29 protein-coding genes are annotated in these 25,538 nt (G+C 71.5%); 20 read left to right on the forward strand and 9 right to left on the reverse strand.

Going from position 1 to position 25,538, the window contains the following annotated elements:
- The first annotated feature begins 119 nt into the window (after positions 1 to 119).
- Together EXE44_RS00895 and EXE44_RS20625 are read left to right on the forward strand one after the other, a co-directional pair.
- Positions 120 to 2,240 carry a hypothetical protein gene (locus EXE44_RS00895; RefSeq protein ID WP_137715560.1) on the forward strand — a complete coding sequence of 707 codons (2,121 nt, stop codon included), beginning with the start codon at positions 120 to 122 and terminating at the stop codon, positions 2,238 to 2,240.
- A 107-nt stretch (positions 2,241 to 2,347) separates the two neighbouring features.
- Positions 2,348 to 2,497 (forward strand): hypothetical protein, encoded by a 150-nt coding sequence (locus EXE44_RS20625; protein WP_167551910.1) that lies wholly within the window; start codon positions 2,348 to 2,350, stop codon positions 2,495 to 2,497.
- 34 nt (positions 2,498 to 2,531) lie between these two features.
- Here EXE44_RS20625 and EXE44_RS00900 read toward each other — a convergent pair whose 3' ends face one another.
- From EXE44_RS00900 to EXE44_RS00910, 3 genes are all read right to left on the reverse strand, one after another.
- The gene (locus EXE44_RS00900) at positions 2,532 to 2,984 is read right to left on the reverse strand and encodes a DUF5799 family protein (protein ID WP_137715561.1); all 453 of its coding nucleotides are present in this window, start codon (positions 2,982 to 2,984) and stop codon (positions 2,532 to 2,534) included.
- Positions 2,985 to 3,055: 71 nt separating this feature from the next.
- Complete coding sequence (locus EXE44_RS00905) at positions 3,056 to 4,216, reverse strand: mandelate racemase/muconate lactonizing enzyme family protein (RefSeq protein WP_137715562.1); 1,161 nt, start codon at positions 4,214 to 4,216, stop codon at positions 3,056 to 3,058.
- On the reverse strand, positions 4,213 to 5,142 hold the full coding sequence (locus EXE44_RS00910; RefSeq protein ID WP_137715563.1) for a 1,4-dihydroxy-2-naphthoate polyprenyltransferase: 930 nt from the start codon (positions 5,140 to 5,142) through the stop codon (positions 4,213 to 4,215). Before EXE44_RS00910 ends, EXE44_RS00905 begins: the two co-directional genes overlap by 4 nt.
- A 162-nt stretch (positions 5,143 to 5,304) precedes the next feature.
- On the opposite strand from EXE44_RS00910, the gene EXE44_RS00915 reads away from it, so the two are divergent.
- The 15 genes from EXE44_RS00915 (at position 5,305) to EXE44_RS00980 (ending at position 18,782) form a co-directional block, all read left to right on the forward strand.
- On the forward strand, positions 5,305 to 5,847 hold the full coding sequence (locus EXE44_RS00915) for a carboxymuconolactone decarboxylase family protein (RefSeq protein ID WP_137715564.1): 543 nt from the start codon (positions 5,305 to 5,307) through the stop codon (positions 5,845 to 5,847).
- A gap of 40 nt (positions 5,848 to 5,887) precedes the next feature.
- On the forward strand, positions 5,888 to 6,166 hold the full coding sequence (locus EXE44_RS00920) for a hypothetical protein (RefSeq protein ID WP_121562113.1): 279 nt from the start codon (positions 5,888 to 5,890) through the stop codon (positions 6,164 to 6,166).
- Positions 6,167 to 6,238: 72 nt separating this feature from the next.
- Complete coding sequence (locus tag EXE44_RS21875) at positions 6,239 to 6,367, forward strand: hypothetical protein (protein WP_274595364.1); 129 nt, start codon at positions 6,239 to 6,241, stop codon at positions 6,365 to 6,367.
- An 89-nt stretch (positions 6,368 to 6,456) separates the two neighbouring features.
- Positions 6,457 to 7,434, forward strand: coding sequence for an aliphatic sulfonate ABC transporter substrate-binding protein (locus EXE44_RS00925; RefSeq protein ID WP_137715565.1), 978 nt, complete (start codon positions 6,457 to 6,459; stop codon positions 7,432 to 7,434).
- Position 7,435: 1 nt separating this feature from the next.
- A complete protein-coding gene (locus EXE44_RS00930; protein ID WP_137715566.1) occupies positions 7,436 to 8,287 on the forward strand; it encodes an ABC transporter permease in 852 nt (283 codons plus the stop codon).
- On the forward strand, positions 8,271 to 9,071 hold the full coding sequence (locus EXE44_RS00935; RefSeq protein ID WP_137715567.1) for an ABC transporter ATP-binding protein: 801 nt from the start codon (positions 8,271 to 8,273) through the stop codon (positions 9,069 to 9,071). Before EXE44_RS00930 ends, EXE44_RS00935 begins: the two co-directional genes overlap by 17 nt.
- 437 nt (positions 9,072 to 9,508) lie before the next feature.
- Complete coding sequence (locus EXE44_RS00940; RefSeq protein ID WP_199241172.1) at positions 9,509 to 10,669, forward strand: LeuA family protein; 1,161 nt, start codon at positions 9,509 to 9,511, stop codon at positions 10,667 to 10,669.
- A gap of 388 nt (positions 10,670 to 11,057) precedes the next feature.
- On the forward strand, positions 11,058 to 12,857 hold the full coding sequence (gene ilvB / locus EXE44_RS00945) for a biosynthetic-type acetolactate synthase large subunit (protein ID WP_137715569.1): 1,800 nt from the start codon (positions 11,058 to 11,060) through the stop codon (positions 12,855 to 12,857).
- Positions 12,854 to 13,537, forward strand: coding sequence for an acetolactate synthase small subunit (gene ilvN / locus EXE44_RS00950; RefSeq protein WP_137715570.1), 684 nt, complete (start codon positions 12,854 to 12,856; stop codon positions 13,535 to 13,537). The genes ilvB and ilvN overlap by 4 nt, the downstream gene beginning before the upstream one ends.
- Positions 13,538 to 13,570: 33 nt before the next feature.
- Complete coding sequence (gene ilvC / locus EXE44_RS00955) at positions 13,571 to 14,629, forward strand: ketol-acid reductoisomerase (protein WP_137715571.1); 1,059 nt, start codon at positions 13,571 to 13,573, stop codon at positions 14,627 to 14,629.
- Positions 14,629 to 16,089, forward strand: a complete 1,461-nt coding sequence (leuC, locus tag EXE44_RS00960; protein WP_137715572.1) for a 3-isopropylmalate dehydratase large subunit — start codon at positions 14,629 to 14,631, stop codon at positions 16,087 to 16,089. Before ilvC ends, leuC begins: the two co-directional genes overlap by 1 nt.
- Complete coding sequence (gene leuD, locus EXE44_RS00965) at positions 16,089 to 16,706, forward strand: 3-isopropylmalate dehydratase small subunit (protein WP_137715573.1); 618 nt, start codon at positions 16,089 to 16,091, stop codon at positions 16,704 to 16,706. Before leuC ends, leuD begins: the two co-directional genes overlap by 1 nt.
- Before the next feature lie 4 nt (positions 16,707 to 16,710).
- Positions 16,711 to 17,709: an isocitrate/isopropylmalate family dehydrogenase gene (locus EXE44_RS00970; RefSeq protein ID WP_137715574.1), complete on the forward strand. Its 999-nt coding sequence runs from the start codon at positions 16,711 to 16,713 to the stop codon at positions 17,707 to 17,709.
- A gap of 94 nt (positions 17,710 to 17,803) precedes the next feature.
- Positions 17,804 to 18,178 carry a DUF555 domain-containing protein gene (locus EXE44_RS00975; protein ID WP_121598975.1) on the forward strand — a complete coding sequence of 125 codons (375 nt, stop codon included), beginning with the start codon at positions 17,804 to 17,806 and terminating at the stop codon, positions 18,176 to 18,178.
- A 64-nt stretch (positions 18,179 to 18,242) separates the two neighbouring features.
- On the forward strand, positions 18,243 to 18,782 hold the full coding sequence (locus tag EXE44_RS00980; RefSeq protein WP_006628588.1) for a CBS domain-containing protein: 540 nt from the start codon (positions 18,243 to 18,245) through the stop codon (positions 18,780 to 18,782).
- 21 nt (positions 18,783 to 18,803) lie between these two features.
- Here the strand turns inward: EXE44_RS00980 and EXE44_RS20630 are convergent, their stop codons facing one another.
- The 4 genes from EXE44_RS20630 to EXE44_RS00995 all read right to left on the reverse strand — a co-directional run bounded on the left by EXE44_RS20630 (position 18,804) and on the right by EXE44_RS00995 (position 22,629).
- The gene (locus EXE44_RS20630) at positions 18,804 to 18,962 is read right to left on the reverse strand and encodes a hypothetical protein (protein WP_199241166.1); all 159 of its coding nucleotides are present in this window, start codon (positions 18,960 to 18,962) and stop codon (positions 18,804 to 18,806) included.
- A gap of 99 nt (positions 18,963 to 19,061) precedes the next feature.
- Positions 19,062 to 20,102, reverse strand: a complete 1,041-nt coding sequence (gene purM, locus EXE44_RS00985) for a phosphoribosylformylglycinamidine cyclo-ligase (RefSeq protein ID WP_137715575.1) — start codon at positions 20,100 to 20,102, stop codon at positions 19,062 to 19,064.
- A gap of 74 nt (positions 20,103 to 20,176) precedes the next feature.
- Entirely contained in the window at positions 20,177 to 20,851 is a 675-nt protein-coding gene (locus EXE44_RS00990; protein WP_053772158.1) for a metalloprotease, read from the reverse strand.
- On the reverse strand, positions 20,848 to 22,629 hold the full coding sequence (locus EXE44_RS00995; RefSeq protein WP_137715576.1) for a TraB/GumN family protein: 1,782 nt from the start codon (positions 22,627 to 22,629) through the stop codon (positions 20,848 to 20,850). Before EXE44_RS00995 ends, EXE44_RS00990 begins: the two co-directional genes overlap by 4 nt.
- Positions 22,630 to 22,752: 123 nt before the next feature.
- Between EXE44_RS00995 and EXE44_RS01000 the strand changes: the two genes are divergently transcribed.
- The 3 genes from EXE44_RS01000 to EXE44_RS01010 all read left to right on the forward strand — a co-directional run bounded on the left by EXE44_RS01000 (position 22,753) and on the right by EXE44_RS01010 (position 24,521).
- On the forward strand, positions 22,753 to 23,454 hold the full coding sequence (locus EXE44_RS01000) for a winged helix-turn-helix domain-containing protein (protein ID WP_121562128.1): 702 nt from the start codon (positions 22,753 to 22,755) through the stop codon (positions 23,452 to 23,454).
- A 47-nt stretch (positions 23,455 to 23,501) separates the two neighbouring features.
- The gene (locus EXE44_RS01005) at positions 23,502 to 23,960 is read left to right on the forward strand and encodes a bifunctional nuclease family protein (protein ID WP_137715577.1); all 459 of its coding nucleotides are present in this window, start codon (positions 23,502 to 23,504) and stop codon (positions 23,958 to 23,960) included.
- Positions 23,961 to 24,038: 78 nt separating this feature from the next.
- A complete protein-coding gene (locus tag EXE44_RS01010) occupies positions 24,039 to 24,521 on the forward strand; it encodes an acyl-CoA thioesterase (protein WP_137715578.1) in 483 nt (160 codons plus the stop codon).
- Positions 24,522 to 24,539: 18 nt separating this feature from the next.
- On the opposite strand, the gene EXE44_RS01015 is transcribed toward EXE44_RS01010, so the two are convergent.
- On the reverse strand, positions 24,540 to 25,013 hold the full coding sequence (locus EXE44_RS01015) for a DUF123 domain-containing protein (RefSeq protein ID WP_137715579.1): 474 nt from the start codon (positions 25,011 to 25,013) through the stop codon (positions 24,540 to 24,542).
- A gap of 37 nt (positions 25,014 to 25,050) precedes the next feature.
- Entirely contained in the window at positions 25,051 to 25,494 is a 444-nt protein-coding gene (locus EXE44_RS01020) for a conjugal transfer protein TraF (RefSeq protein ID WP_137715580.1), read from the reverse strand.
- Positions 25,495 to 25,538 lie beyond the last annotated feature (44 nt).

Below are 25,538 nucleotides of genomic sequence, written 5' to 3' on the forward strand. Positions count from 1 at the left end.
TAACATTGTTGTCAGGACGAAATTAGTGGGGGTGCGTAAAATCTCAGAACACGTTTCAGAATCCCGGAACCCGGAGATTATCGACACGCTCATACGTGTTGGCGAACCAGAATAAACTCGTGAAAGACGGGGTTTCGGACGAGCGTATCGGGTTCGAGGTCAACGGGACGACGCTCACGGTCCGCGACGTGATCGAGGGCGAGCAGATGGAGTTCCGCGTTGACCGCGAACCGGAGCTCTCGCCGGCGCTCCCGGCGCTGTTCCCCTCTCCGGTCGACAACGCCGTCAGCTTCGAGGCGACGTCGCTCGTCGTCCCGGCCTACACGTCGATCGTCGTGCGCGACGCCGAGGGCGAGTTCATCGGGCGCCCGAACGACCCGACGGAATTCCCGCGGGGATCGTACTGTGTCGAGACCACGGGCGCAGTGAAGTCGACTCTCAGGGTCGAAGACGCGGAGCTGTCGGTCAGCGGAGTCGAGGGACCGGAATCGGTCGAGATATCGCTGGACCGTCCCGCGACCGTCTCCCTCGGCGCCCGCTCGCTCCATACCCGTCCGGAGGCGACGATCACCGTCCCGGACGACCCGGAAGCCCTCGCGGAGGCGGTGTCGGTGCTGGGATCGTCCATCAGAGAGTTTTCGGCGGAGCGGTCCTGGCCGACGCTTCGCGGATACCCGCCCCGCATCCGCCGAGGGGAGTCGCTCGAAATCCCGAGCCCGCTGACCGTCCCGGACACGGGCGTCGAGGTAGTCGTCCGACCGACGTACGCCGACGTGTACCGCCTCTCGACGCTCGCCTACTACCTCGGGGCCCGGATGACGATCGGCGAGGCGCCGGCCGTCCGGCTCGAAAACGGGTACACAGAGCGGCTTCCCACCGACGGCCACCGGCTCGAAGAGCGGGCAACGGACCTGCTTCGCACGTGGTTCTTCCTCGACACGCTCGTGCGGACCGACGGCTACACGATCTCCGACAGGGTGGAGTACGACCTAGTCGGCCCGCAACTGCCGTTTTACCCGCCGAACCTGGACGATCTCTCGCTGAGCGAACGGCTGATGGAGTTCCTGGAAGTCGACGCGGAAACCGTCGAACCGTACGCTCCCGAGTGGGCGACGGAAGCGGTACTCCGTCCCGGCCCCGAAGGGGCCGAGCTCCTGCCGCACCTCGCGCACGTCCTCGCGCCGATTCGAGTCCGTGGCTCCGCCGAGGGGGTTCGCTCGGGGGATCCGGTCGGAGTCACGACGGCGGACCGGCCGACCGGCAGCCGATCGCTCTCCTCCCGCGAGGGCGACTCGGTTCCCGCCCTGGATCCGATACCGGAGTGGACCGCCGCGGCGCTCCCGGCGGCGTACGAACACGAACTTCGGCGGACGCCCCCGGACGCCGGAGACGCGAACGTCACCCTCCTCATCCGGTCCGATGAGCGAGCCCGGCGACTGCGCGAGGCGCTCACGAGCCCGTCGACGCCGGCCGGCGTCGGGTCGCTCTCGGTTCTCGGAACCCCGACCGCGGACTCCGTCGCGGACGCGCTGTCTGACCCGTCGATCGACCTGTTGTACTCCGATCTCCCGGTTCGCGGAGGCCTGCCGGTCGCGGACGACCTCCCTCGTTACCCGGCGGCCGACGGCCGATCGGCTCCGGCCGTCAGCGTCTTCGAGGGAAGTTCACGTCCCGCCGTCGCCGTCAACACGGTCCGCCGCGGCGGCACCGGGGCCGCGGTGATCGACGGTCACCTCCCGGCAGACCAGCTTCGAACCGCGATCGAACTGCTCGCCGCCGAAGGCCTCCCGCTCGACACGGCCCTCGCGACGCTACGGCTTCCCAGTCACCCCCCGGTCCGCTTCGCGGGGAACTGCTCCACCAACGTGATGCCTCCGAATCCTCCGACGCCGAGGCTCATCTCCGTCGAGTCCGTCTCGGAGTCGCAACACCGAGTCATTTGGCGAACGGTGCTTTCCCCGGCTTCGTGGCTCGGGGCGGAGTATCAGATCGTCTACGACTGTTTCGACGAGAAGACACGGCTCGTGGGACGCGACCCGACGGAGCAGCCGATTCTCTCCTCGGAAGTGGTGGCAGACTGGTCGACCGAGCCCGACACCACGCTGTTCCTCAACGGTCAGTTCGTGCCTCCGACCGTCGATCTTACCGTCGAGGACGTCGAAGCATCGGCTCGGAAGGCGCTCGCGACCGACGAGTCCGGCGCCGGCGACCCGACCGAACTCCGCAGCGAGTCCGAGTGACGCGACTGACGCTGCGCCGAGCGCCGCGAACCGAGTCCGCCTCGGCGACGCCGTCAGGGATCACGCCCGTCGACATTTTTTATTCCCTCGCCGACCAACCGCCGCGTATGCCCCAGATCCACCTCGACGAGGAGACGGTCGAGCGGCTCGACGCGCTCCGGGTCGACGACGAGGAGTACGACGAGATCGTGAGCGAACTGATCAACATCTACGAGGCGGAGGAGCTGACGCTGTTCCGCGGCAGCGACCTGAAGTAAGCCCGGCGTCGGCCCTGCCTCCCGGGCCGCCCCGCTACTCCTGATACGCGACCCGGACCTGTTCCCACTTCCCGACCTCCTCTAAGTGCGCCTGTAGCTCGTCGGCGTACTCCTGGACGAGCCGCTCGGCGGCCTCCAGTTCCTCGTCGGACGGCCCACCGCCGCCGCCACCGCCGAGTCCGAGCGCGCCCTTTATCGAGTCGACGACGCCGCCGCCGGAGCCGCCCGAGTCGCCGCCGGGGGCGCCGCCCATCCCCGCCATCTGCGACCGGAGGTTCTCCAGTTCGGGCATGATCGCGGGCAGGCTCGACGTGTCCGCGACGACGCGGGCGGCCTCCGGGTCGTCGGCGTTCTCGATCTCGAACTCGGTGGCCGTCATGATCAGTCCCCACTCCTGGCTGGAGAAGCGCGACGCCGCGACGCGCTCGTTGAACTGGTTGTCGACGGTCATCCGCTCGCCGACGATGGCGTCGGTCCACTCGCTCATACCCCTCCGTTCGCCGGTCGCGGTGAAAAGTCCGTCCCCCTGCGGCGAGCGACGGGTCGGCCCCCGCCCCGCTACCGCCGCAGGTCGTCGAACGCGCCCCCGGCGAGGCCGGGACCGGTCGGGACCGCGATCCGGCCGCCCTCGACCGGGCAGGGGTCCGGCGCCAGGTCGTCGTCGAGCAGCGACGCGGTCGCGAGGCCGCAGGGCGACACGTCGGGGACCGCGGCCGCGACGTGGACGGCGGCCGTCCGCGCGACCACCGCGTCGATCGTGGTGGTGACGACCGGGTCGACGCCGGACTCCCGCGCCCGAAGCGCGGCCGCGAGCGCGCGGTCCGGCCCGCCGAGCGCCATCGGCTTGAGCACGACCGCGTCGGCCGCGCCCGCGTCGAGCACCGCGTCGATCCCGCGAGCCGCGACCGACTCGTCGGCGGCGATCGGGACTCCGTCGCCGCCGTCGTCGCCCTTGCCTCCGTCGTCGCTCTCGCCGCCGTCGGCCGGGTCGCCCCGACGAAGCGCCGCCAGCCCGTCGAGGTCGTCCGCCGGGAGCGGCTGTTCGACGTACGCGAGGTCGAAGGGGGCCAGCACGTCCAGCGCGCGGGACGCCGTCTCGCGGTCCCACGCGCCGTTCGCGTCGGCGCGGAGCGCGACCGCGTCGCCGACGGCCTCCCGGACGGCGCGGACGCGCTCGACGTCGGCGTCGACGTCGCGGGCGCCGACCTTCACCTTCAGGCAGTCGAACCCCCCCTCGACCGCGCGCCTCGCGTCGGCGGCGGTCTCCGCCGGAGAGCCGTCCCCGACGGTCGCGTTGACCGGGACCGCGTCTGCGGGGGCGGCGCCGACGCCGGCCGCGTCCGCGAGGTGAGCCGCGAGGGGCCGTCCGCGCTCGCGGGCCGCGGCGTCGGCGACCGCGAGCGAGACGCCGTGGCGCGCGGCCGGCGTCGACGCCGCGTCCGGCGCCTCCGCGGGCGACTCGACTTCGCCCCGGTCGCCGAGGCCGTCGAGCGCGGTCTCGCAGGCCTCCCGCGACTCCGTCCACCCCGGGAGCGGCGTCGCCTCGCCGAGACCGACCGCGCCGTCCCCGCCCGTCTCTCGTTCAACGGTGACCACGAACCCCTCCCGGCGGCTGATCTCCCCGCGTGCGGTGCCGAGCGGACGGGTCAGGTCGAGCGCGAACGGCCGGTGTCGAACGGTCCGGGCCGGCCCCTCGCCGCGCGGGTCGTCGTCGGTCACACCGCCAGTCCGACCGCGAACGCGACGGCGTACGCGGCGAGCAGTTTGCCGGTCGATTCGAGCGCTGGGTTGAGCGCCTCGCCGGAGGTCTCGGTCAGCACGGTCCGCGCGACGGTCGCCGCCAGCGGGAGCGTGACGAGCGGGAGCAGCGTCGCGAGGCCCTCCCCGCGCGCGACGAACCACAGCGGGGCGAGGTACGCGAGGGCGAGCATCGCGAGGTACTCGCCGCGGGCGAACCGGTAGCCGAAGCGGACCGCGAGCGTGCGCTTGCCGGTCGAGGCGTCCTCCTCGCGGTCGCGGAGGTTGTTGACGACGAGGATGTTCGTCGACAGCGCGGCGATCGGGAGGCTCGCGACCGCGGCCCCGACGGTGACGGTCTCACCGGGCACCCCGACCGGGAACCACCCGGCGAGGAGCGCGGCCGCCTGGACGTAGTACGTCCCCGTCACCGCGATCACGCCGAAGAAGACGAACACGAAGAGGTCGCCGAGCCCGTGGTAGCCGAGCGGGTACGGCCCGCCGGTGTAGGCGATGCCGGCCGCGACGGAGGCGAGTCCGATCACGAGTATCGGGACGCCGCCGACGGCGACGAGGTAGGTGCCGACGCCGATGGCGGCCGCGAAGGTGAGCCACATCGCCCGCTTCACCTCGGCCGGCTCGATGAGGCCGCTGGCGACGACGCGGGTGAACCCCTCGCGGTCGTCGGTGTCGGCGCCCTGGATCGCGTCGTAGTAGTCGTTCGCGAAGTTCGTCCCGACCTGGATCAGCGCCGCGCCGACGAGCGCCGCCAGCGCGGGCAACGGGGCGAACACCCCGTCGGCGAGCGCCAGCCCGACGCCGACGATCACCGGCGCGGCCGCGGCCGGGAGCGTCTGGGGCCGGGCGGCCATCACCCACGCCCGGCGGCGGGTCACCTCGGTACTCATTGCCGCCAGTTGGTGCGTGGCGTCCCTTAACCTTGCCATCGCGGATCGCCGCCGCCCGCCCCGAGAGCGGTCGGCGGACGGCGACGGACCCGATCCGCCGCCGTTCGCGGCGAACGATACCGAGGCGCGTACACCTATGCCCCGCCGGCGCGACCGCCCGGCATGGCCCGAGTTCCCTACGTCGAGGCGTCGGACGTGCCGGACGAGTACGAGGACCTCCTGGAGTCGTCGCTTCAGGGGAAACCGCTCCACGTGTACCAGTCGGTCGGCAACAACCCCGAGGTGTTGGCGGGGCTGCGGTCGTTCCTCGGGTCGCTGTGGACCGACAGCGGGCTCACTGAGCGGGAGCGCGAGCTCGTCATCCTGGCGGTCGCAAGCGAGGTCGGCAACCGCTACGAGTGGCACCAGCACGTCAACATCGCCCGCGGGGTGGGGATCGGCGACGACGAGATCGCGGCGCTCGGGCGCGGGGACACCGGCCCCTTCGGCGACGACGAGACGACCCTGATCGAGTACGCCCTCGCTGTCGTCCGCGGCGAGGTCGACGCGGTCGCGCACGACGAGGTCGCGGCGCTGTACGACGACGTGGCGATCGTCGGCATCGCCGCGACCGCGCGGGGGTACGACGCGCTCGGCGGGATGATCGACGCGTTCGACCTCGAACTGGAGCCCGGGACCGAGTTCCACGGGTGGGACCCCCGGTAACGACCGACAGGTTCGACAGGGTCCGGCCCGTATTGCGGGTATGACCGACACGGAGGCCGCGTCGGCGAACGGGATCGAGGCGCGGTACGAGGAGACGGACGGCGAACGACGGCTCACTTTCTCGCGGGACGGCCGCGAGGCGACCGTCGCGCAGAACGTCGAGGGGTACGCCATGCTGAAGGTCCGGCCCGGCCCCGACGGCGACGAACTGGAGCGGTACTACGGGTTCGACATGGCGCTCGACCACGCCGCCGAACTCCTCGGCGTCGCCGTCCCGGATCTCCCGGTTCCGGACGCCGCCGCCGACATGGGGATGTAATCGCGGAGGAACTCTTCTTCCTCAGTCAGTGCCCCTCGCGGCCGAGACCGGACGCCGCGAGGAGTCCGCAACATGATCCGGTACCCCGAACGCGAGCCGAACGCCTTCGACCGTGCGGGCGACCGCGAGCGAACCGCGCGTCCGGGCGACAGCGCGGTCGACGCCGCGTTCTGTTCGCGTGTGAACCGTCGCCACTGGTGAAAATAAATAACTCGTGAGCATCATAGCCGTAGCCGAATATTCTCAATAGCCATATCGGTTTATGAGTGGCACCGGTACGAGGAGTCACGATGGAGCGAAGACAGTTCTTGCGCGGTACCGGCGCGGCGATCGGCGGCTCGCTCGTCGCCGGCTGCGTCGGGGGCGGGAGCGGCTCGGGGACGGTGACGGTCGACTACGCGTACTACAATCCGGTCAGCCTCGTGCTGCGCGAGAAGGGCTGGCTCGAGGCGGCGTTCGCGGACACCGGCACCGACGTCGAGTGGGTGTTGAGCCTCGGCAGCAACCAGGCGAACGAGTACGCGCAGAGCGGCGAGGCCGACGTCTCCTCGACCGCCGGCATCGCGGCGCTGATGGCGCGCACGAACGGCGTGCCGATCACGACGCCGTACGTCTACTCGGAGCCCGAGTGGACGGCGCTCGTCACCTTCCAGGAGACCGGCATCGAGTCGGTCGCGGACCTGGAGGGGAAGCGGGTCGCCGCGACCCGCGGGACTGACCCGTACTTCTTCCTGCTGCAGGCGCTCGGCGACGCCGGGCTGAGCGAGGACGACGTCGAGGTCGTCAACCTCCAGCACCCGGAGGGGCAGTCCGCGCTGGTCCGTGGCGACGTGGACGCGTGGGCCGGGCTCGACCCGCACATGGCCGAGCTCGAGCTCGAACACGACGGGGCCGAGCTGTTCTTCCGCGAGCCGCGGTACAACACCTACGGCTTCCTGAACTTCCTCGACGGGTTCCTCGCGGACCGCACGGAGCAGGCGCGCCGCGTCCTTGAGGCCTACGAGCGCGGCCGCGAGTGGGCGATCGAGAACCCCGAGGCGACCGCGGGGATCCTCGCGGACGCCTCCGAGATGTCGGCGCCGGTCGCGGAGCGCGTGTTCACCCGGCGGACCGACCTCTCCGAGCCCGTCCCGGGCGAGCCGCACCGCGAACTGCTCTCGGACCTCTCGCCGATCCTCGAACGCGAGGGGCTCGTGACCGACGACGCCGACCCCGCCGGCACCGTCGACGAGCTGATCGACTCCGAGTTCGCGACCGAGGTCGTCTGAGATGGCCGCGGACACCCGTCACGAGTCCGAGGCCCGCCGCGGATCGGACGGGGACGGGTCGGCCCGGAGCGCCGAGTCGCGCGGTCTCGGACCGGTCCCGCTCCCCGCCGCGGGCCGGCTCCGGCCGCTGCTCGGGCTGCTCGTTCCCGCCGCGCTCGTCGTCGTCTGGCACGTCGCGGTCGCGACCGGGGTCTTCGCGGCCCACCAGCTGCCGGCGCCGCTGCGGGTGGCGGAGACGCTCTGGGGGATGGCTGCCTCGGGCGAGCTGTGGGGTCACGTCGCGATCACCGTTCAGCGCGTCGTCCTCGGCGCGGGCCTCGGGATCGCCGTCGGAATTCTGTTCGGGACCGCGACCGGGCTCTCGCGGACCGCGAGCGACCTGCTCGACCCGCTGTTACAGAGCCTGAAGAACATCCCGTCGCTGGCGTGGGTGCCGCTGTTCCTCCTCTGGTTCGGCATCGGCGAGACCGCGAAGGTGCTGCTCATCGCCGTCGGCGCGTTCTTCCCGGTGTACCTCAACCTCTCGACCGGCATCGCCGCGGTCGACGAGGAGCTGCTGGAGGTCGCCGAGGTGTACGACCTCGGCCGCGTCGAGTCGCTGCGGCGGGTCGTGTTCCCGGCCGCGCTCCCGGACCTGCTCGTCGGGATCCGCGGCGGCGTCGGGCTGGCGTGGATGTTCGTGGTCGCCGCCGAACTGATCGCGGCGAGCCAGGGGATCGGGTTCCTGCTGAGCGACGGGCGGACCCTCGCGCGGCCCGACATCATCGTCGGGTCGATCCTGCTCTTCGCGTTCCTCGGCAACTGCTCGGACCTCGCGGTGAGGGAGGTGAGAGACCGTGTCGTCGGACGCTGACGCCGACGCCGCGGCGCCGACCGCCGACGCCGCGCCCTCGGACGCGGACCCCGTCCTCGCGGTCGACGGTCTCCGCAAGCGGTACGACGACACCGTCGCGCTCGACGGGGTCGACCTCGCGGTCGCGGACGGGGAGTTCGTCGCCGTCGTCGGCCCGTCGGGCTGCGGCAAGTCGACGCTGCTCCGCGTGCTCTCCGGGCTCGAACCGGCGTTCGAGGGGCGCGTCACGGTCGACGGGACGGACGTGCGCGACGGCGGCAGCGACGCCGTTGGGATGGTGTTCCAGGAGCCCCGACTGCTCGACTGGGCGGATGTGCGCGAGAACGTCGCGGTCGGGCTCCCGGCGGACGTGGACCCCGACACCGAGGCGGCCCGCGGGCGCGTCGACGACCTGATCGAGACGGTCGGGCTCGACGGGTTCGCCGAGAGCCGCCCGGGCGAACTCTCCGGCGGCATGGCCCAGCGCGTCGCGCTCGCCCGGGGCCTCGCCTACGACCCGTCCGTGCTGCTGCTCGACGAGCCGTTCTCGGCGCTCGACCGGCTGACGAAGGCCGACCAGCAGGACCACCTGCTCGACGTGTGGGCGGAGCGGGGGACGACCGTCGTCCTCGTCACCCACGACGTCGAGGAGGCCGTCTACCTCGCGGACCGCGTCGCCGTCCTCGGCGGTCAGCCCGGCACGGTCGAGTCGGTCGTCGACGTGGACATCGACCGCCCCCGCGACCGGGCGGACCCCGACCTGGTCGCGCTCCGGCGCGAGGTGACGGCGGCGCTCGGTCGGTGAGGGCGGACCGCAGCGATCCCCGACGGGCACCGGCGGGCGGCGCACGCCGATACGCGGCGCCGCTCACCGATACGCGGCGCCGCGCGCTGCCCGCCGCCTTCCGTCGCCCCCCTTGCTACCGCGTGCCGCGCCGCGCGTTCCCACCGCGCGCCGGCCGCGGATCGAAGGAAACGAACGTCGATTCGGCTTATTAACCGGCTTCCGGATCGGAATAGGTCATCGATCACCGGTGTGTGTATAATCTCCTTAAGGTGTATTGATACCGGCGCTGTCATGCGGTTCTCTCGGTTCCCCTCGCGTCACGCCGAACTGCCGGTCCGCTCCGATTTTGCGATCGTCCAAACCGTTAAGTACGCGACCGTCTTGTCGTGAATCGATGACAGACATCACGGAGGCTTCGTCGGACACCCCGGCGGATCGAGTTCTTCCAGGGCACGATAGCTTCTAACGTCGACATAGGTCCGGTACGGATCTTCGACACGACCCTGCGAGACGGAGAACAGTCACCACGTACGTCGTTCAGCTACGATGAGAAACGCCGCATAGCGGCGACGCTGGACGACATGAACACCCACGTCATCGAGGCGGGGTTCCCGGTCAACTCGGACACGGAGTTCGAGGCGGTCAGCGACATCGCCGCCGCGACGGACACCACTGTCTGCGGACTGGCGCGGGTCGTCGAGGGCGACATCGAGGCCGCCATCGACTCCGGCGTCGAGATGGTCCACGTGTTCGTCTCCACCAGCGACGTCCAGCTGGAGGACTCGATGCACGCGACCCGCGAGGAGGCGAAGGGGCGAGCGGTCGACGCCGTCGAGCAGGTGAAAGACGCCGGCGTCGAGTGCATGTTCTCGCCGATGGACGCCACCCGGACGGACCCGGAGTACCTGATCGACATCGTCGAGGCCGTCTCCGATGCCGGCACCGACTGGATCAACATCCCCGACACCTGCGGCGTGGGGATGCCGACCAGCTTCGGCGAGACGGTCAACGCCGTCGTGGAGGCGACCGACGCGCGCGTCGACGTCCACACGCACGACGACTTCGGCATGGCCGCCGCGAACGCGGTCACGGGCTTCGAGAACGGCGCGGAGCAGGCGCAGGTGTCGGTCAACGGGATCGGCGAGCGCGCCGGCAACGCCGCCTACGAGGAGGTCGTCATGGCCGTCGAGTCGGTGTACGGCGTCGACACCGGCATCGACACGACCCAGATCACCAAGCTGGCCCGGATCGTCGAGGAGGCCTCGGACATCCCGGTGCCGGCGAACAAGCCGATCACCGGGCGGAACGCGTTCGCCCACGAGTCCGGCATCCACGCCGCGGGCGTCATCGAGAACGCCGACACGTTCGAGACCGGCGTGATGACCCCGGAGATGGTGGGCGCGGAGCGCGAGTTCGTGCTGGGCAAACACACCGGCACGCACAGCGTGCGCAAGCACTTGGTTGAGGCCGGCTTCGACCCCACGGACAGCGAGGTCCGGAAGATAACCAAGCGGGTCAAGGAGTACGGCGCCGGCAAGCGGCAGGTGACCGCCGGCGACGTCGAGCGGTTCGCCGAGGAGGCGGGCGTCACGCGCGAGGAGGAGGTCCGGGTCTGATGGACCCCGCCCCGACCGGAGCGCCCCCCGAGCGACCGCGAGGGCGGTCGCGGGAGCACCCGACCGAGGGGCCGTGCGCCGCCCGGCGCCGCGTCCCCCGACAGGAATTTATACCCCGGCCGCGTTGCCTCGGGCGAGATGCGACGGCGTTCCACGGCCGCGGCGCACGCGAGCGTCCCGGGAGCCGTCGCGCCGATCATCGTAGGGGTCTGACCCCCTACACTACCCCTTCCTCACCGACGCGACGCACCGCCGAACGCCGGCGGCCGGACCGTTCCCGAGCCCCGGAGTGCCGCGCTCGACGGGTCGAGGCCGCCCCCGGCCGCCCCGCGTTCGCAGCGACCGACACGACAACCCGCCAGATGCCACACCGCACACCACCACGACAATGAGCGACACAGCAGCACAGCCGCGATCCGACGCCGACGAGTCGGACGACGGCGCGACCGAGGAACCGACCGACCCGGACGACGGACCGGCCGCGGGCGCCGTCTCGACCGGCGCCGAGTCGGTCGTCGCCGCCCTCGAGGCCGCGGGCGCGAAGACCGCCTTCGGCGTTCAGGGCGGCGCGATCATGCCCGTCTACGACGCCCTGTACGACTCGTCGATCCGGCACGTGACGATGGCCCACGAGCAGGGCGCGGCCCACGCCGCCGACGCGTACGGCGTCGTCGCCGGCGAGCCGGGCCTCTGTATGGCCACGTCCGGCCCGGGCGCGACGAACCTCGTCACCGGCATCGCCGACGCCGACATGGACTCCGACGCGATGGTCGCGCTGACCGGCCAGGTCCCGACGGAGTTCGTCGGGAACGACGCGTTCCAGGAGACGGACACGGTCGGGGTCACCCGCCCCATCACGAAGCACAACTACTTCGCGGGCGGCGCGGACACCGTCGGCGACACCGTCGGCGAGGCGTTCGAACTGTCGCGGGCCGGACGCCCGGGGCCGACCCTCGTCGACCTCCCAAAGGACGTGACGCAGGACGAGACGGACCGGACGCCCGGGCCGGCGACGCCGCCGGCCGGCACCGATCCCGACCCGAACGCCGACGCCGACGCGGTCGAGGAGGCCGCGCGCGCCATCGAGGCCGCCGAACGCCCCATCTGCCTGTTCGGCGGGGGCGTCATCAAGGGCGACGCGAGCGACGAGGCGCGGACCTTCGCCCGGAGCTACGGCATCCCCGTGACCACGACGATGCCCGGCATCGGCTCGTTCCCCGAGGACGACGACCTCTGCCTCTCGTGGGCGGGGATGCACGGCACCGGCTACGCGAACCTCGCGATCACCCACACCGACTGCCTGATCGCGGTCGGCACGCGGTTCGACGACCGCCTCACGGGCGGCATCGACACGTTCGCGCCCGAGGCCGAGGTCATCCACGTCGACATCGACCCCGCGGAGATCAGCAAGAACGTCCACGCCGACTACCCGCTGATCGGCGACGCCGGGCGCGTGTTGGACCAGTTGACGGCGGCGGTCCGCGAGGCGCCCGACGCCGCCGCGTGGCGCGAGCGCTGCGAGGAGTGGAAGGAGACGTACCCGCTCACGTACGCGACGCCGGACGACGAGCCGCTGAAGCCGCAGTTCGTCGTCGAGGCGTTCGACGAGGCGACCGACGACGACACCATCGTGACGACCGGCGTCGGGCAACACCAGATGTGGGCCTCGCAGTTCTGGACGTACACGGAGCCCCGCACGTGGGTCTCCTCGCACGGGCTCGGCACGATGGGGTACGGCGTGCCCGCCGCGGTCGGCGCGCGCGTCGCCGCCGACACGATGGGCGAGGAGGACCGCGACGTGGTGTGTTTCGACGGCGACGGCTCCTTCCTGATGACGATGCAGGAGCTGTCGGTCGCGGTCCGCGAGGAGTTAGACGTCACCATCGCCGTGCTGAACAACGAGTACATCGGCATGGTGCGCCAGTGGCAGGACGCCTTCTACGAGGGGCGCCACATGGCGTCCGACTACACGTGGATGCCCGAGTTCGACAAGCTCGCGGAGGCGTTCGGCGCCCTCGGCCTGCGCGTCGACGACTACGACGAGGTCGCGCCCGCGGTCGAGGAGGCGCTCGACTACGAGGGGCCGGCCGTGATCGACTTCCACGTCGACCCCGAGGAGAACGTCCTGCCGATGGTGCCGAGCGGCGGCGCGAACGGGAAGTTCGCGGCCGCGGAGGACCAGCTATGAGCGGCGATTCCCCGTCCGCCGGCGCGCCGGAGGGCGACTCGAGGCCCCTCCCGGACGAACAGCCCGGGCCGGACGAGCGCGACCACCCCGAGGGCCGCCGGAACCTCGAGGGGATCCGGATCGACCCGGTCGTCGAGGCCGAACACGAGTCGCGGCGCGCCGTCATCTCGGCGCTCGTGGAGGACGAGCCCGGCGTGCTCGCGCGCGTCTCCGGGCTCGTCTCCCGGCGCCAGTTCAACATCGAGAGCCTGACGGTCGGGCCGACGACGGTCGACGGCCACTCGCGGATCACGATGGTCGTCGAGGAGACGGACCCCGGCATCGACCAGATCGAAAAGCAGATGGCGAAGCTGAAGCCGGTCATCTCGGTCGGCGAGGTCGCGGGCGACGCGGTCACCTCGGAGCTCGTCTTGCTGAAGGTCGAGGCCGACGACCCCGCCGCGGTCCACGCGGTCTCCGAGATGTACGACGGCCGGACGGTCGACGCCGGCCCGGACACGATCACGGTCGAGCTCACCGGCGACAAGGCGAGCATCGACAGCGCGATAAGCGCCTTCGACCGGTTCGGCATCGTCGAGATCGCGCGGACGGGCCCGACCGCCCTCGCGCGCGGCGACACCCCCACGGCGCCAGGAGAGAAACCCGGAACGGCCGGCGAACCGACAACGCACGACGACTGACGCGCGGACCCACGCGGACACAACACGATACACATGACCGAAGACGACACGCAGACGTTCGACTCGACAGTATACTACGACGACGACGCGGACGAGGAGGCCATCGCGCACAAGACGGTGGCCGTCCTCGGCTACGGCTCGCAGGGCCACGCCCACGCGCAGAACCTCGCCGACAGCGGGGTCGACGTGATCGTCGGCCTCCGCGAGGACAGCTCCTCGCGGGCCGCCGCCGAGAGCGACGGGCTCCGCGTCGAGACGCCCGCCGACGCGGCCGCCGAGGCCGACGTGGTGAGCGTCCTCGTCCCCGACACCGTCCAGCCGGACGTGTACGAGAACGCGATCGAACCGAACCTCGACGCGGGCGACACGCTGCAGTTCGCGCACGGGTTCAACATACACTACAACCAGATCCAGCCGCCGGAGGACGTGGACGTGACGATGGTCGCGCCCAAGTCGCCGGGCCACCTCGTCCGCCGGAACTACGAGAACGACCAGGGGACGCCCGGCCTGCTCGCGGTGTATCAGGACGCGACCGGCGACGCCCGCGACGAGGGGCTCGCGTACGCGGCCGCCATCGGCTGTACGCGCGCCGGCGTCGTCGAGACGACGTTCCGCGAGGAGACCGAGACCGACCTGTTCGGCGAGCAGGCCGTCCTCTGCGGCGGCGTCACGTCGCTCGTCAAGCAGGGGTACGAGACGCTCGTCGACGCGGGCTACTCCCCCGAGATGGCGTACTTCGAGTGCCTCAACGAGCTGAAGCTCATCGTCGACCTGATGTACGAGGGCGGGCTCGGCGAGATGTGGGACTCCGTCTCCGACACGGCCGAGTACGGCGGGCTCACGCAGGGCGACGTGGTCGTCGACGAGCACGCCCGCGAGAACATGGAGGAGGTCTTAGAGAAGGTCCAGAACGGGCAGTTCGCCCGCGAGTGGATCGCGGAGAACCAGGCCGGGCGGCCCTCCTACACGCAGCTCCGGAACGCGGAGAAGAACCACGACATCGAGGCCGTCGGCGACGAGCTGCGCGGTCTGTTCGCGTGGGAGGAGTCGGCCGACGAGGACGAGGAGGAGTCGGCAGAGGTGACCGCCTGATGAGCGAGGGGACGCTGTACGACAAGGTGTGGGACCGACACAAGGTCACCGAGCTCCCGAACGGGCAGGACCAGCTGTTCATCGGGCTCCACCTCGTCCACGAGGTGACGAGCCCGCAGGCGTTCGGCATGCTGCGCGAGCGCGAGCTCGACGTTGCGTACCCCGACCGGACGTTCGCGACGACGGACCACATCGCGCCCACCGAGGCCGACAAGCGCGAGCGTCCCCTCGCCGACGACCAGGCCGAGGAGATGCTCTCCGCGCTCGAACGCAACGTGAGCGACAGCGGGATCACGTTCTTCGGCTTCGAGTCCGGCAAGCAGGGGATCACCCACGTCGTCGCCCCGGAGCTGGGACTCTCCCAGCCCGGGATGACCGTCGCCTGCGGCGACAGCCACACCGCGACCCACGGTGCGTTCGGCTCCATCGGCGTCGGCATCGGGACGAGCCAGATCCGCGACGTGCTCGCCACCGGCTGTATCGCCGCGGACAAACAGAAGATCCGTCGGGTCAACGTCGAGGGCGAGCTCGGCGAGGGCGTCTACGCGAAGGACGTGATCCTGAAAGTGATCCAGGACCTCGGCGTCGACGGCGGCGTCGGGCACGTGTACGAGTACGGCGGCCCCGCCATCGAGGCGCTCGACATGGAGGGCCGGCTCGCGGTGTGTAACATGTCCATCGAGGGCGGCGCCCGCGCCGGCTACATCAACCCGGACGAGACCACCTACGAGTACCTGAAGGGCCGTGAGTACGTCCCCGACGGCGAGGCGTTCGAGGAGCGCAAGGCGTACTGGGAGTCGATCAGCTCCGACGACGACGCCGAGTACGACGACGTGGTCACCGTCGACGCCGACGGGCTCGACCCGCTCGTCACCTGGGGGATCAACCCCGGACAGGTGATAGAGATCTCGGAGCCGGTCCCGCACCCGGACGACTTCGAGGCCCGGACCGACCGCGAGGCCGCGGCGAAGGCGCTCGACCACATGGACATCGAGGCCGGCCAGTCGATGCTCGGCTACGACGTCGACGTGGCGTTCCTCGGCACCTGTACCAACGGTCGCCTCTCCGACTTCGAGGAGGCGGCGAAGATCTTAGAAGGGAACACGGTCGACGAGGACGTCCGCGCGCTGGCCGTCCCCGGCTCCGAGACCGTCCGCCAGCAGTGCGAGGAGCGCGGCATCGACCAGACGTTCATCGAGGCCGGCTTCCAGTGGCGCCGCGCCGGCTGTTCGATGTGCCTCGCGATGAACGACGACGCCCTGGAGGGCGACGAGGTGTGCGCCTCCTCGTCGAACCGGAACTTCATCGGGCGGCAGGGGTCGAAGGACGGCCGCACCGTCCTGATGAGCCCCGCGATGGTCGCGGCCGCGGCCGTCGAGGGCGAAGTCGCCGACGCGCGCGAGTACCTCGACGACGGGCCGACGGGCGGCGCCGGCGGCGTCGAGGAGGTGGCCGACTGATGAGCGCGAACGACGCGGACGACCAGCACATCACCGAGGTGTCCGGCACGGGGGTCCCGATCCCCGGCGACGACGTCGACACCGACCAGATCCTGCCGGCAAAGTTCATGAAGGAGGTCACGTTCGACAACATGGCGGACTACCTCTTCTACGACGCCCGGCGGGACGACGACGGCGAGTTCAACGACCACCCGCTCAACCGCTTCGAGGGGGCGTCGATCGCGGTCGTCAACTCCAACTTCGGCTGCGGCTCCTCCCGGGAACACGCGCCGCAGGCGATGATGCGGTGGGGGATCGACGGCGTCGTCGGCGAGTCCTACGCCGAGATCTTCCGCGACAACTGCAAGTCGCTGGGCATCCCGGCGGTCACGACGGACCACGAGACGGTCGTCGAACTGCAGGAGTGGATCGAGGCGAACCCCGACGGCAACATCGACGTGGACGTCGAGAACGAGACCGTCACCTACGGCGACACCGTCATCGACGTCGACGTCGACGACGCGATGCGCGAGGCCTTGGTCGAGGGGATCTGGGACACGACCGCGCTGATGTACTCGAACCGGAGCAAGGTCGACGAGACGGTCGCCGACCTGCCGTACGTCGAGGGGGACGACTGACCGGATGCCCGACGAGATCGTCGTCATCGAGGGCGACGGCATCGGCCGCGAGGTCGTGCCGGCCGCCGTCGAGGTGCTGGAGTCGATCGACGTCGAGTTCGAGTTCGTCGCCGCCGACGCGGGCGACGCGACGAAGGATGCGACCGGCGAGGCGCTCCCCGCCGAGACGTACGAGCGCGTCGCCGACGCGGACGCGACGCTGTTCGGCGCGGCCGGCGAGACGGCCGCCGACGTCATCCTCCCGCTGCGCGAGGCGGTCGACTCGTTCGTCAACGTCCGGCCCGCGAAGGCGTTCCCGGGCGTCGACGCGCTCCGCCCGGAGACGGACGTGGTGTTCCTCCGCGAGAACACCGAGGGCGTGTACTCGGGCCACGAGGACCGCCTCTCGGACGACCTCTCGACGCTGACGCGGGTCGTCACGTCGTCGGCCTCGCGCGAGCTAGCGGAGTACGCCTGCGAGTTCGTCCGCGACGGGCGCGGCCCCGCGGGCGACCCCGACGAGGGGTTCACGGTCGCGCACAAGGCGAACGTGATGCGCGAGACGGACGGCCGGTTCCGCGAGGAAGTGCTCGACGTGGCCGCCGAGCGCGGCGTCGACGCGGACGAGGAGCTGATGGACGCGTTCGCGACGAAGCTCCCGCTCGACCCGAGCCAGTACGGCGTGATCGTCTGCCCGAACCTCGCGGGCGACGTGCTCTCCGACCTGGCCGCGGGCCTCGTCGGCGGGCTCGGCCTGCTCCCCTCGGCGAACGTCGGCCACGACAACGCGCTGTTCGAGCCGGTCCACGGGACCGCGCCCGACATCGCCGGCGAAGGGGTCGCGAACCCCACGGCGGCCATCCTCTCGGCAGCCATGCTCCTGGAGTACCTCGGGCACGTCGAGGAGGGCCAGCGGGTGCGCGACGCGGTGGAGGGCGTCCTCTCCGACGGTCCCCGCACCGGCGACCTCGGCGGGTCGGCGACGACCGACGAGGTCACCGCGGCGGTCGTCGACCGCGTGTAAGGCGCGTTTCGCCGCCGATCGGCCCGGCTTCCGCGGTCGCGTCGACCGCGGGCGAACCACAAGACAAGAAACCCTGCGGCTCCTCCGGCCGAGTATGAGCAACTACGAAGTCGCGATGGAGGCCGCCTGGTTGGTCCGTGACGTCGAGGAGACCGACGACGCCATCGGCGTCGCGGTCAGCGAAGCCGGCAAGCGACTCAACGAGACGGACAAGCAGTACGTCGAGGTCGAGCCCGGCGTCACCGGCTGTCCGGCCTGCGGCGAGCCGTTCGACGCCGCGTTCCTCGCGGCCAACACGGCCCTTGTGGGACTCCTCTTGGAGATCGACATCTTCAACGCCGACAGCGAGGAGCACGCCGAGCGGATCGCGAAAAGCGAGGTCGGCGGCGCGCTCCGCGACGTGCCCCTCGAAGTCATCGACGTCTTCGAGACGGAGGCGGACGAGGACGAGGAGGCGCCGGAGCGGTAGACGCGAGTGCGCGAGATCGGTCGGTGCCGAAAGCTTTTCTAATAACCTCAGGTAATTCAGCGGTATGGAACTGCCGACGCCCCAAGACCTCCGCGAGCGCCGGACCGCGCTGGAGCTGACCCAGAGCGAGCTCGCCGACGCCGCGGACGTCTCCCAGCCCCTCATCGCGCGGATCGAAGGCGGCGACGTCGACCCGCGGCTCTCGACGCTGCGCCGGATCGTCAACGCCCTCCAGGAGGCGGAAGGCGAGGTCGTCCGCGCGGCCGACCTGATGAACGAGACGGTGATCAGCGTCGCGCCGGACGACGCGGTGAGCGGGGCGGTCGAGCTGATGGAGGCGGAGGCGTACTCGCAGCTCCCCGTCCTCCAGAACGGCGTGCCCGTCGGGTCGATCAGTCAGGGCGACGTGGTCCACGCCGGCGAGAACGTCGGCGATCACCCCGTCAGCGAGGTGATGAGCGAGTCGTTCCCGACGGTCGCGCCGTCGGCGACCGTCGACGAGGTCCGGAACCTCCTCGACCACTACAAGGCCGTGATGGTCACCGACGGCGGCGAGACAGTCGGGATCATCACCGAGGCCGACATCGCCGCGCAACTGTCGTAAGAGATCGACGCGGGGCCGCGTTCACTCCTCCCGGCGCTCGGAGAGCCGCTCCCAAATCTCCGTACAGCCCGCGCCGTCTTCCACGTCGTCGAGGTGTCCCGCGTCGTCCGGCTCGTCGCCCTCGCGCGTCTCGCCGTCCTCGCCGTCGCGCTCGTCCGGCGACGCGTCCCGGTCTGTCATCATCTCCCGTTCGGCCCCGACGGGCATAAACGACGCCGCGTCGGCGCGCCGGGCCGACGGTCCGTAGTACCGGCAACAATAACTGCTATCGAGCGCCGATCACAGCTCCAGCCCGCGGATCGCCACCGTCGCGTCGCCGTCCGGGGCGTCGGTCCCGGCCTCGACGCGACCGATGACGCGACCGTCGGTCTCGGTGGCCAGCGACTCGGCCGCGTCCGGGTCGACGGCGGCGACGAAGCCGGTCCCCATGTTGAACGTGCGGTGCATCTCCTCGTCGGAGACGTTCCCCTCGCGTTGAACGAACTCGAAGACCGGCTGGGGGTCGAACGCGTCCTCGACGACGTAGCGGTGGTCGCCGAGGCGTTCGAGGTTCGTCCAGCCGCCGCCCGTCACGTGGGCCGCGCCGCGCACGCCGTGGGTGCGCATCGGGTCGAGGAGGTCGGTGTAGATGGCGGTCGGTTCGAGCAGCGCCTCGCCGAGCGTCTCGTAGCCCTCGAACGGACAGGGGTCGGCGTACTCGTGGTCGCGCGTCACCGCCTCCCGCGCCAGCGTGAGTCCGTTCGAGTGGATCCCCGACGAGCGCCAGCCGACCAGGGCGTCGCCCGGCTCCGCCCGCCCGTCGAACACGCCGTCCTTCGCGGCGAGGCCGGCGCAGGTGCCCGCCAGGTCGAGCCCGCGGACCACCTCCGGCATCACCGCGGTCTCGCCGCCGACGAGTTCCATGTCGGCGCGCTCCGCGCCGCGGGCGAGCCCCTCGCCCACCTGCTCGGCGAAGCGCTCGTCCGGCTCGTCGACCGCGAGGTAGTCGACGAACGCGACGGGGCGGACGCCGGCCGCGACGAGGTCGTTCACGTTCATCGCGATACAGTCGATGCCGACCGTCGAGTAGTCGCCGAGCGCCTCAGCGACGAGCAGCTTCGTCCCGACGCCGTCGGTCGCCAGTGCGAGGTAGCGGTCGCCGATGTCGAGCAGCCCGGCGTACTCGCTCCCGGAGCCCTCCGCCTCGGTGTCCGCGCCGACCGCGCCGATCAGCGCCGCGGTCGCGGCCTCGCTCGCGTCGATGTCGACGCCCGCGTCCGCGTAGGTGAGTTCGTCGCCGGCGTCCGGTCCCCCGTCGTCGCTCCCGTCGGCCTCGGTCATGTCTGTGGGGGCACGCCCGCAGAGCAAAAACGCACCGTTCCGCCGGGCCCGTCGCGAGCGGGCTGCGTCGCCCGTCAGAACGGCCCGCCGAACCCGAGGCCGAGGACGAAGACGAGCCCGAACGCGAGCAGCGCGGAGGGGACGAAGACGGCGGCCCAGACGGGCTTGCTCCACGACAGCACCGTCTTCCCGTCGAGCGGGCCGTACGGCACGAGGTTGAACGCCGCGAGGAACGCGTTGATCGCGATGCCGCGCGCGCCGAGGACCGTGACGATCTCGCTCCCGACGATCCCGCCGAGCGCGAACAGCGGGAAGAAGACGGCCATCAGCCCGAGGTTCACGACCGGGCCGGCCAGCGCGATGTGGCCGTGCTCGCGGGGCGTCAGCCGGCCGCGGTGGTGGACGGCGCCCGGCGCGGCGAAGATGAACCCGAGGAGCGAGCTCATCACGGCGAGGAACAGCATGCTGTTGTCCGCGCGGAACTCCGCGACCTGGTCGTAGTGGACCGCGACGACCTTGTGCGCGACCTCGTGGAGGAGGAAGGCGACCCCGGCGGTAGAGAGGGCGACGAACAGCGGCGGGACCACGCCCGCCGCGAGGATGCGGCCGATACCGCCCGAGCCGCCGACGAAGAACAGCATGAACGCCACGCCGAGGGCGAGCCACGCGACGAGCAGGTCGCGGAGCTCGGTCCCGCTGAAGTACAGGCCCGCGATCCGGCGCCCGGACACCGCGCTCCCGCCGCTCATGCGATCCCCCCCACGGCGCCGCGGACGAGGTCCGCGCCGTTTATCGCCCCCTCGACGAGCAGCCGGCCGACGTCCTCAACGCCGCCGACCTCGGCGCCGAACATCGCCGGGATGACGTACGCCGCGAACAGGAAGCTGGCGACGATGCTCCCGACGTTCGTCATCGCGACGACGACGATGAGCCGGAACAGCGGCACGTCGAGCATCGCGGAGACCAGCTCGGCGGCCGACCGCGTCTCGTCGGCGAGCAGGTCGTTGAGCGCGCCGATGTCGGCGACGTTGACGGTCAGGCTGCGCAGTTCGACGTAGCCGGTGAACCAGCCGGGCGCGAGCAGCGGGTTGATCGAGGTCAGCCACGCGACGGCGCCGCCGACGCCGGCCGAGAGCCAGCGCGCGCCCGCGACCTTCGCGAACGCGAACGCGAAGACGCCGTTGATCAGGAACCACGCGCCGAACAGGCGGAGCAGGAAGGCGTTCCCGGCCCCGCCCAGCGCGAGCAGGAGGAAGAAGCCGACGAAGCCGACGGTGATCGCGTAGCCGATCGCCTTCTTCCACGGGAGCCCGCGCCCGGACTCCTGGCCGACCAGGCTCTCCATCGGCGGGAGCGTCGCGGGGTCGGCGAGGTAGCCCTCGATCCCCGCCCGGTGGCCGGCACCGACGACGGCAACCACGTCGTGACCGGCCTCGCGGAGCGCGACGAGCCGGTGGGCGATGAACGCGTCGCGCTCGTCGATGAGCGCCTCCGCGCCGCCCGGGGAGAACTGCCGGAACTCCTCCATCATCATCGTCACCACGTCCGTGTCGGTGAGGTCGGCCTCGTCGAGCTCCTCGATCCCCCCGGCCTCGGGGTCGACCTCGCCGCCGGCGAACGCGCCGACCGCGAGCGCGAGGACGGCCCCGACGACGAGCCCGAGGCCGATCCCGATCCCGAAGCCGCCGATGGCGGCCACGGGGAACCCGCCGAGGTACGTCGAGACGAGGCCGTTCGCGACGCCGGTGACCCCGGCCGCGACGCCGGCGGCCAGCCCGGTGCCGGCCGCGGCGTAGAGCCGCTGGTCCGGCGAGAGCGCGAGCGTGCCGACCTGGTCGACGGCGATGCCGACGGCGAGCGCGACGAGGACGCCCGCGGCGACGCTCGTCAGCACGCCGGTCGTGATCCCGACGGCGCCGCCGAAGAGCCCGATCGCCGGGCCCGCGAGGATCCCGACCATGAGCCCGCCGATCACGCCGGCGACGCGGGGGTCGCTGACGCCGAACGCCAGCCCGCCCACGAGCCGGAGCTTCTCGGTTATCGTCATGCGCGCCCAGAACCGCTGGATCGTCGTCTGGATGTCGCGGTCGACCAGGGCGACGTCGATGCCGAGCGACTCGGCGACGTCGACGGCGGCCTTCATGTCGGCGCCCGGCTCGATGTCGAACCGCTCGCCCAGCTGGGTCTGGACGTACGAGAGCATCCAGTACGCCAGGAACTGGAACACGGTGTTCCCCTTGAGCAGGTCGCCGGCGTCGAGGTCGTCGGGGGTCTCGCCGTTGAGCTGCCGGTAGCGCCCCTCGTCGAGCTCGACGGCGACGACGTCGGGGCGCTCCCGCTCTATCGTCTCCTCGACCTCGTCGACGGAGCGCTCCGACACGTGCGCCGTCCCGACGACCGTGACGCTCCCCTCGCCGGCGGAGCGGTCGCGACGCGTCGCCCCGTCCAAGTCGCCGCCGTCGGCCCGCGGGGACCGGTCGGTCGACGGGGGCGCGCCGTCGCCGCTCCCCCGTGACGTCTCTGTCATCACCCGTCGTACTCGGTCGCCGCGTTTAGGGTTTGTGAGTCGATCGCGGTATCCGCCCAGGGAGCGCCGACTCGTCCCCGACGATCCAACAAGTTTGTATCCTCACGCGTCCCATGAGAGCGTATGTCCCGGCTGTTGCCCTCCCTGCCGGACGCGACTCCGGAGGAGCGCGAACCCCGCGTCGTCGGCGTCGACGACGAGGAGGCCGACGACCTCATCGCCGCCCTCGGCTCCGAGACGGCCCGAGCCATCCTCTCGACGCTCCACGACCGCCCGGCGACGAAGTCGGAGATCGCCGACGAGGTCGACACCTCGCTCCAGAACGTCCAGTACCACCTCTCGCGGCTCGACGAGGCCGACCTCGTCGACGTGGTCGACACCGCCTACTCGGAGAAGGGGCGCGAGATGGACGTGTACGCCGCCGCGGACGAGCCCCTCGTGCTGTTCGCGGGCGGGTCCGAGGAGTCGACCGGGATCAAGACCGCGCTCATGCGCCTGCTCGGCGGCTACGGGATCATCGGGCTGGCGGCGGTCGCGGTCCAGCGCCTGCTCGCGGTCGGCTCGCTCGGCTCGCAGTTCACCGCCCGCTCCGGGGGCGACGCGGGCACCGCCACCGCCGACGGCGGCGACGGCGGCGGCCCGACCATCGAGAGTGTCCCGGACCAGAACACCGCCGCGGAGGGGACCGACGGCGCGGTCGAACTCGTCGGCGACCCGATCGCGCAGTACGCCGTCTCGCTCGTCGAGCCGGGGGTCGTGTTCTTCCTCGGGGCCGCGCTCGTGTTCACGCTCGCGTGGGCGTACTGGTACCGCGCGTCGGACTGAGGCCGCGCGTGGGACAGCTATTCAAGCCGCCGTCACCACGTTCGCGTATGGAACACGAAGCCGAGGTCGTCGGGGTCGGTGCGGGCTCGGCGCCGAGCGGCGACGTCCCGGCGGTGATCCTCTCCGCGCGCGGCGAGTACGTCCCCATCTTCGTCAGCGGCGACCAGGCCCGGTCCATCGGCATGGCGCTGGAGGGCGAACCGTTCGACCGACCGCTCACGCACGACCTCCTCGTGGAGGTCCTCACGGAGTTCGGCGGCGCGATCGACCGCGTTCGCGTCGACGACCTCCACGACGGCACCTTCTACGCGAAGGTGGATGCCGAGCGCTACGACGACGGCGAGCCGGAGCGGTTCGTCTTCGACGCCCGCCCCTCGGACGCGCTCGCGCTGGCGGTCCGCGTCGACTGTCCGATCGTCGTCACCGACGAGGTGATAGACGAGGCCGGTCGACCGCCGGACTCGATCCGGTTCGGCGACGACGACGGGCCCTCCGAAGAGCGGTAGCGCGCTCGCGCCGCGTCCGCCGGCCGCCGCCCGCGACGGAAGCCGGCCGTTCAAGTCGCCGGCCCTCTCACGGGAGGCATGGACGAGACGGCCACGCTCGCCTCCTCGCACACCGAGATGACGGAGATGCTGCTCCCGAACGACACGAACAACCTCGGCCGCGCGCTCGGGGGCGCCGTGTTACACTGGATGGACATCTGCGGCGCCATCGCCGGCATGCGCTTCGCGAACCGGCAGGTGGTCACCGCCTCGATGGACCACGTCGACTTCATCTCGCCCATCGAGATGGGCGAGGTCGCCATCATCGAGGGGTACGTGTTCAACACCGGCCGGACGAGCGTCGACGTGAAAGTCGACGTGCGCGCCGAGAACCCCCGCACGGACGAGACGCGGCGGACGACGACCTCCTACTTCACGTTCGTCGCGCTCGACGACGACGGGCGTCCCACGCCGGTCCCCGACCTAAACTGTCCCACCGAGGACGAGGAGGCCCTCCGCGACGCCGCCATGGAGGGGCGCGAGGAACAGCTCCGGCAGGTGGTCGACCGGTACGACCTCTGAGGCGAGCCGCCCGGCGGCTCACTCCCCGGAGCCGTCGACCACGTCGACGGTCGCGTCCGGGTCGTCCGACGACGCGACCGCCGCCTCGTGGGCCGCCAGCGCGCGCTCCGCGAGGGCGTCGAGCCCGTCGCCGGCGGACAGGTGGGCCTCGCAGCTACAGTCGGAGGCGCCGAACCCGTCGATCGGCCCGGGCGGTAGGCACTCGGCGACCGCGCACTCGACGTCGACGCCGACGCTCCGCACGACGCGGTCGATCCGCGCCGCCGGGTGGCCGAGCAGGTAGTCGACGTGCCAGTGCCGGGTGTCGTTGTCGCCGCGCGCGGTCCGGCGGTGCCTGTCGACCCGCGAGAACCCGCCCGCGCCCAGCGCGCTCCCCGTGTAGGCGTACGCGCCCGCCGGGAGCCGGCGGTCGCCGAGCGCGCCCGCCGTCACCGTCGCGTCCGCTGCGAGGCCGACGACGAGCGTATAGCTCCCGCCGGGCGCGTCGTTCATCGGTCGCTCCCCGTCGCGGCCGCGGTCGGCGCCCCGGTCACGACAGCGCGGCCGGCGCCTCCGCGGCGGCCGTCCGGAGCGATCCCACCATGTCGCCCGCCTCGTCGTCGAGGCGGTAGGTGTCGTGGAAGTCGTCCGGGTCGCGGGCCCGTCCCGACAGCGTCCCGACCACGTCGGCGATGCGGTCGTAGTTGTCGCGGACCAGCCCGCCGACGATCCCGGGGGTGCCCGCGCGGTCGGCCAGCTCCTCGGCGGCCGACCGACCGGCGTACACGCGGCGCTCGGCGGGGTCGACGAGCACCATCGCGAACGGCCGGGAGCCGAACTGCGCGTCGAGGAACGGCCCGACGGGGTCGGCCTCCCACGGGACCGCGACCACGCCGTCGAGCCGGCGCAGCGCGACCGCCGCGACCGAGCAGTACGGGCAGTCGCCGTCGAAGATCAACACCGGCGCGTCCGCGCCGGCCGGGTCGGTAGGCATGCGAAAACGTAGGGACTCGACCGGCTTAAGCGGCCGGTCGGGCG

Origin of the sequence: Halorubrum sp. SS7 (assembly GCF_005435055.1) — an archaeon.
Lineage (GTDB): Archaea > Halobacteriota > Halobacteria > Halobacteriales > Haloferacaceae > Halorubrum > Halorubrum salinarum.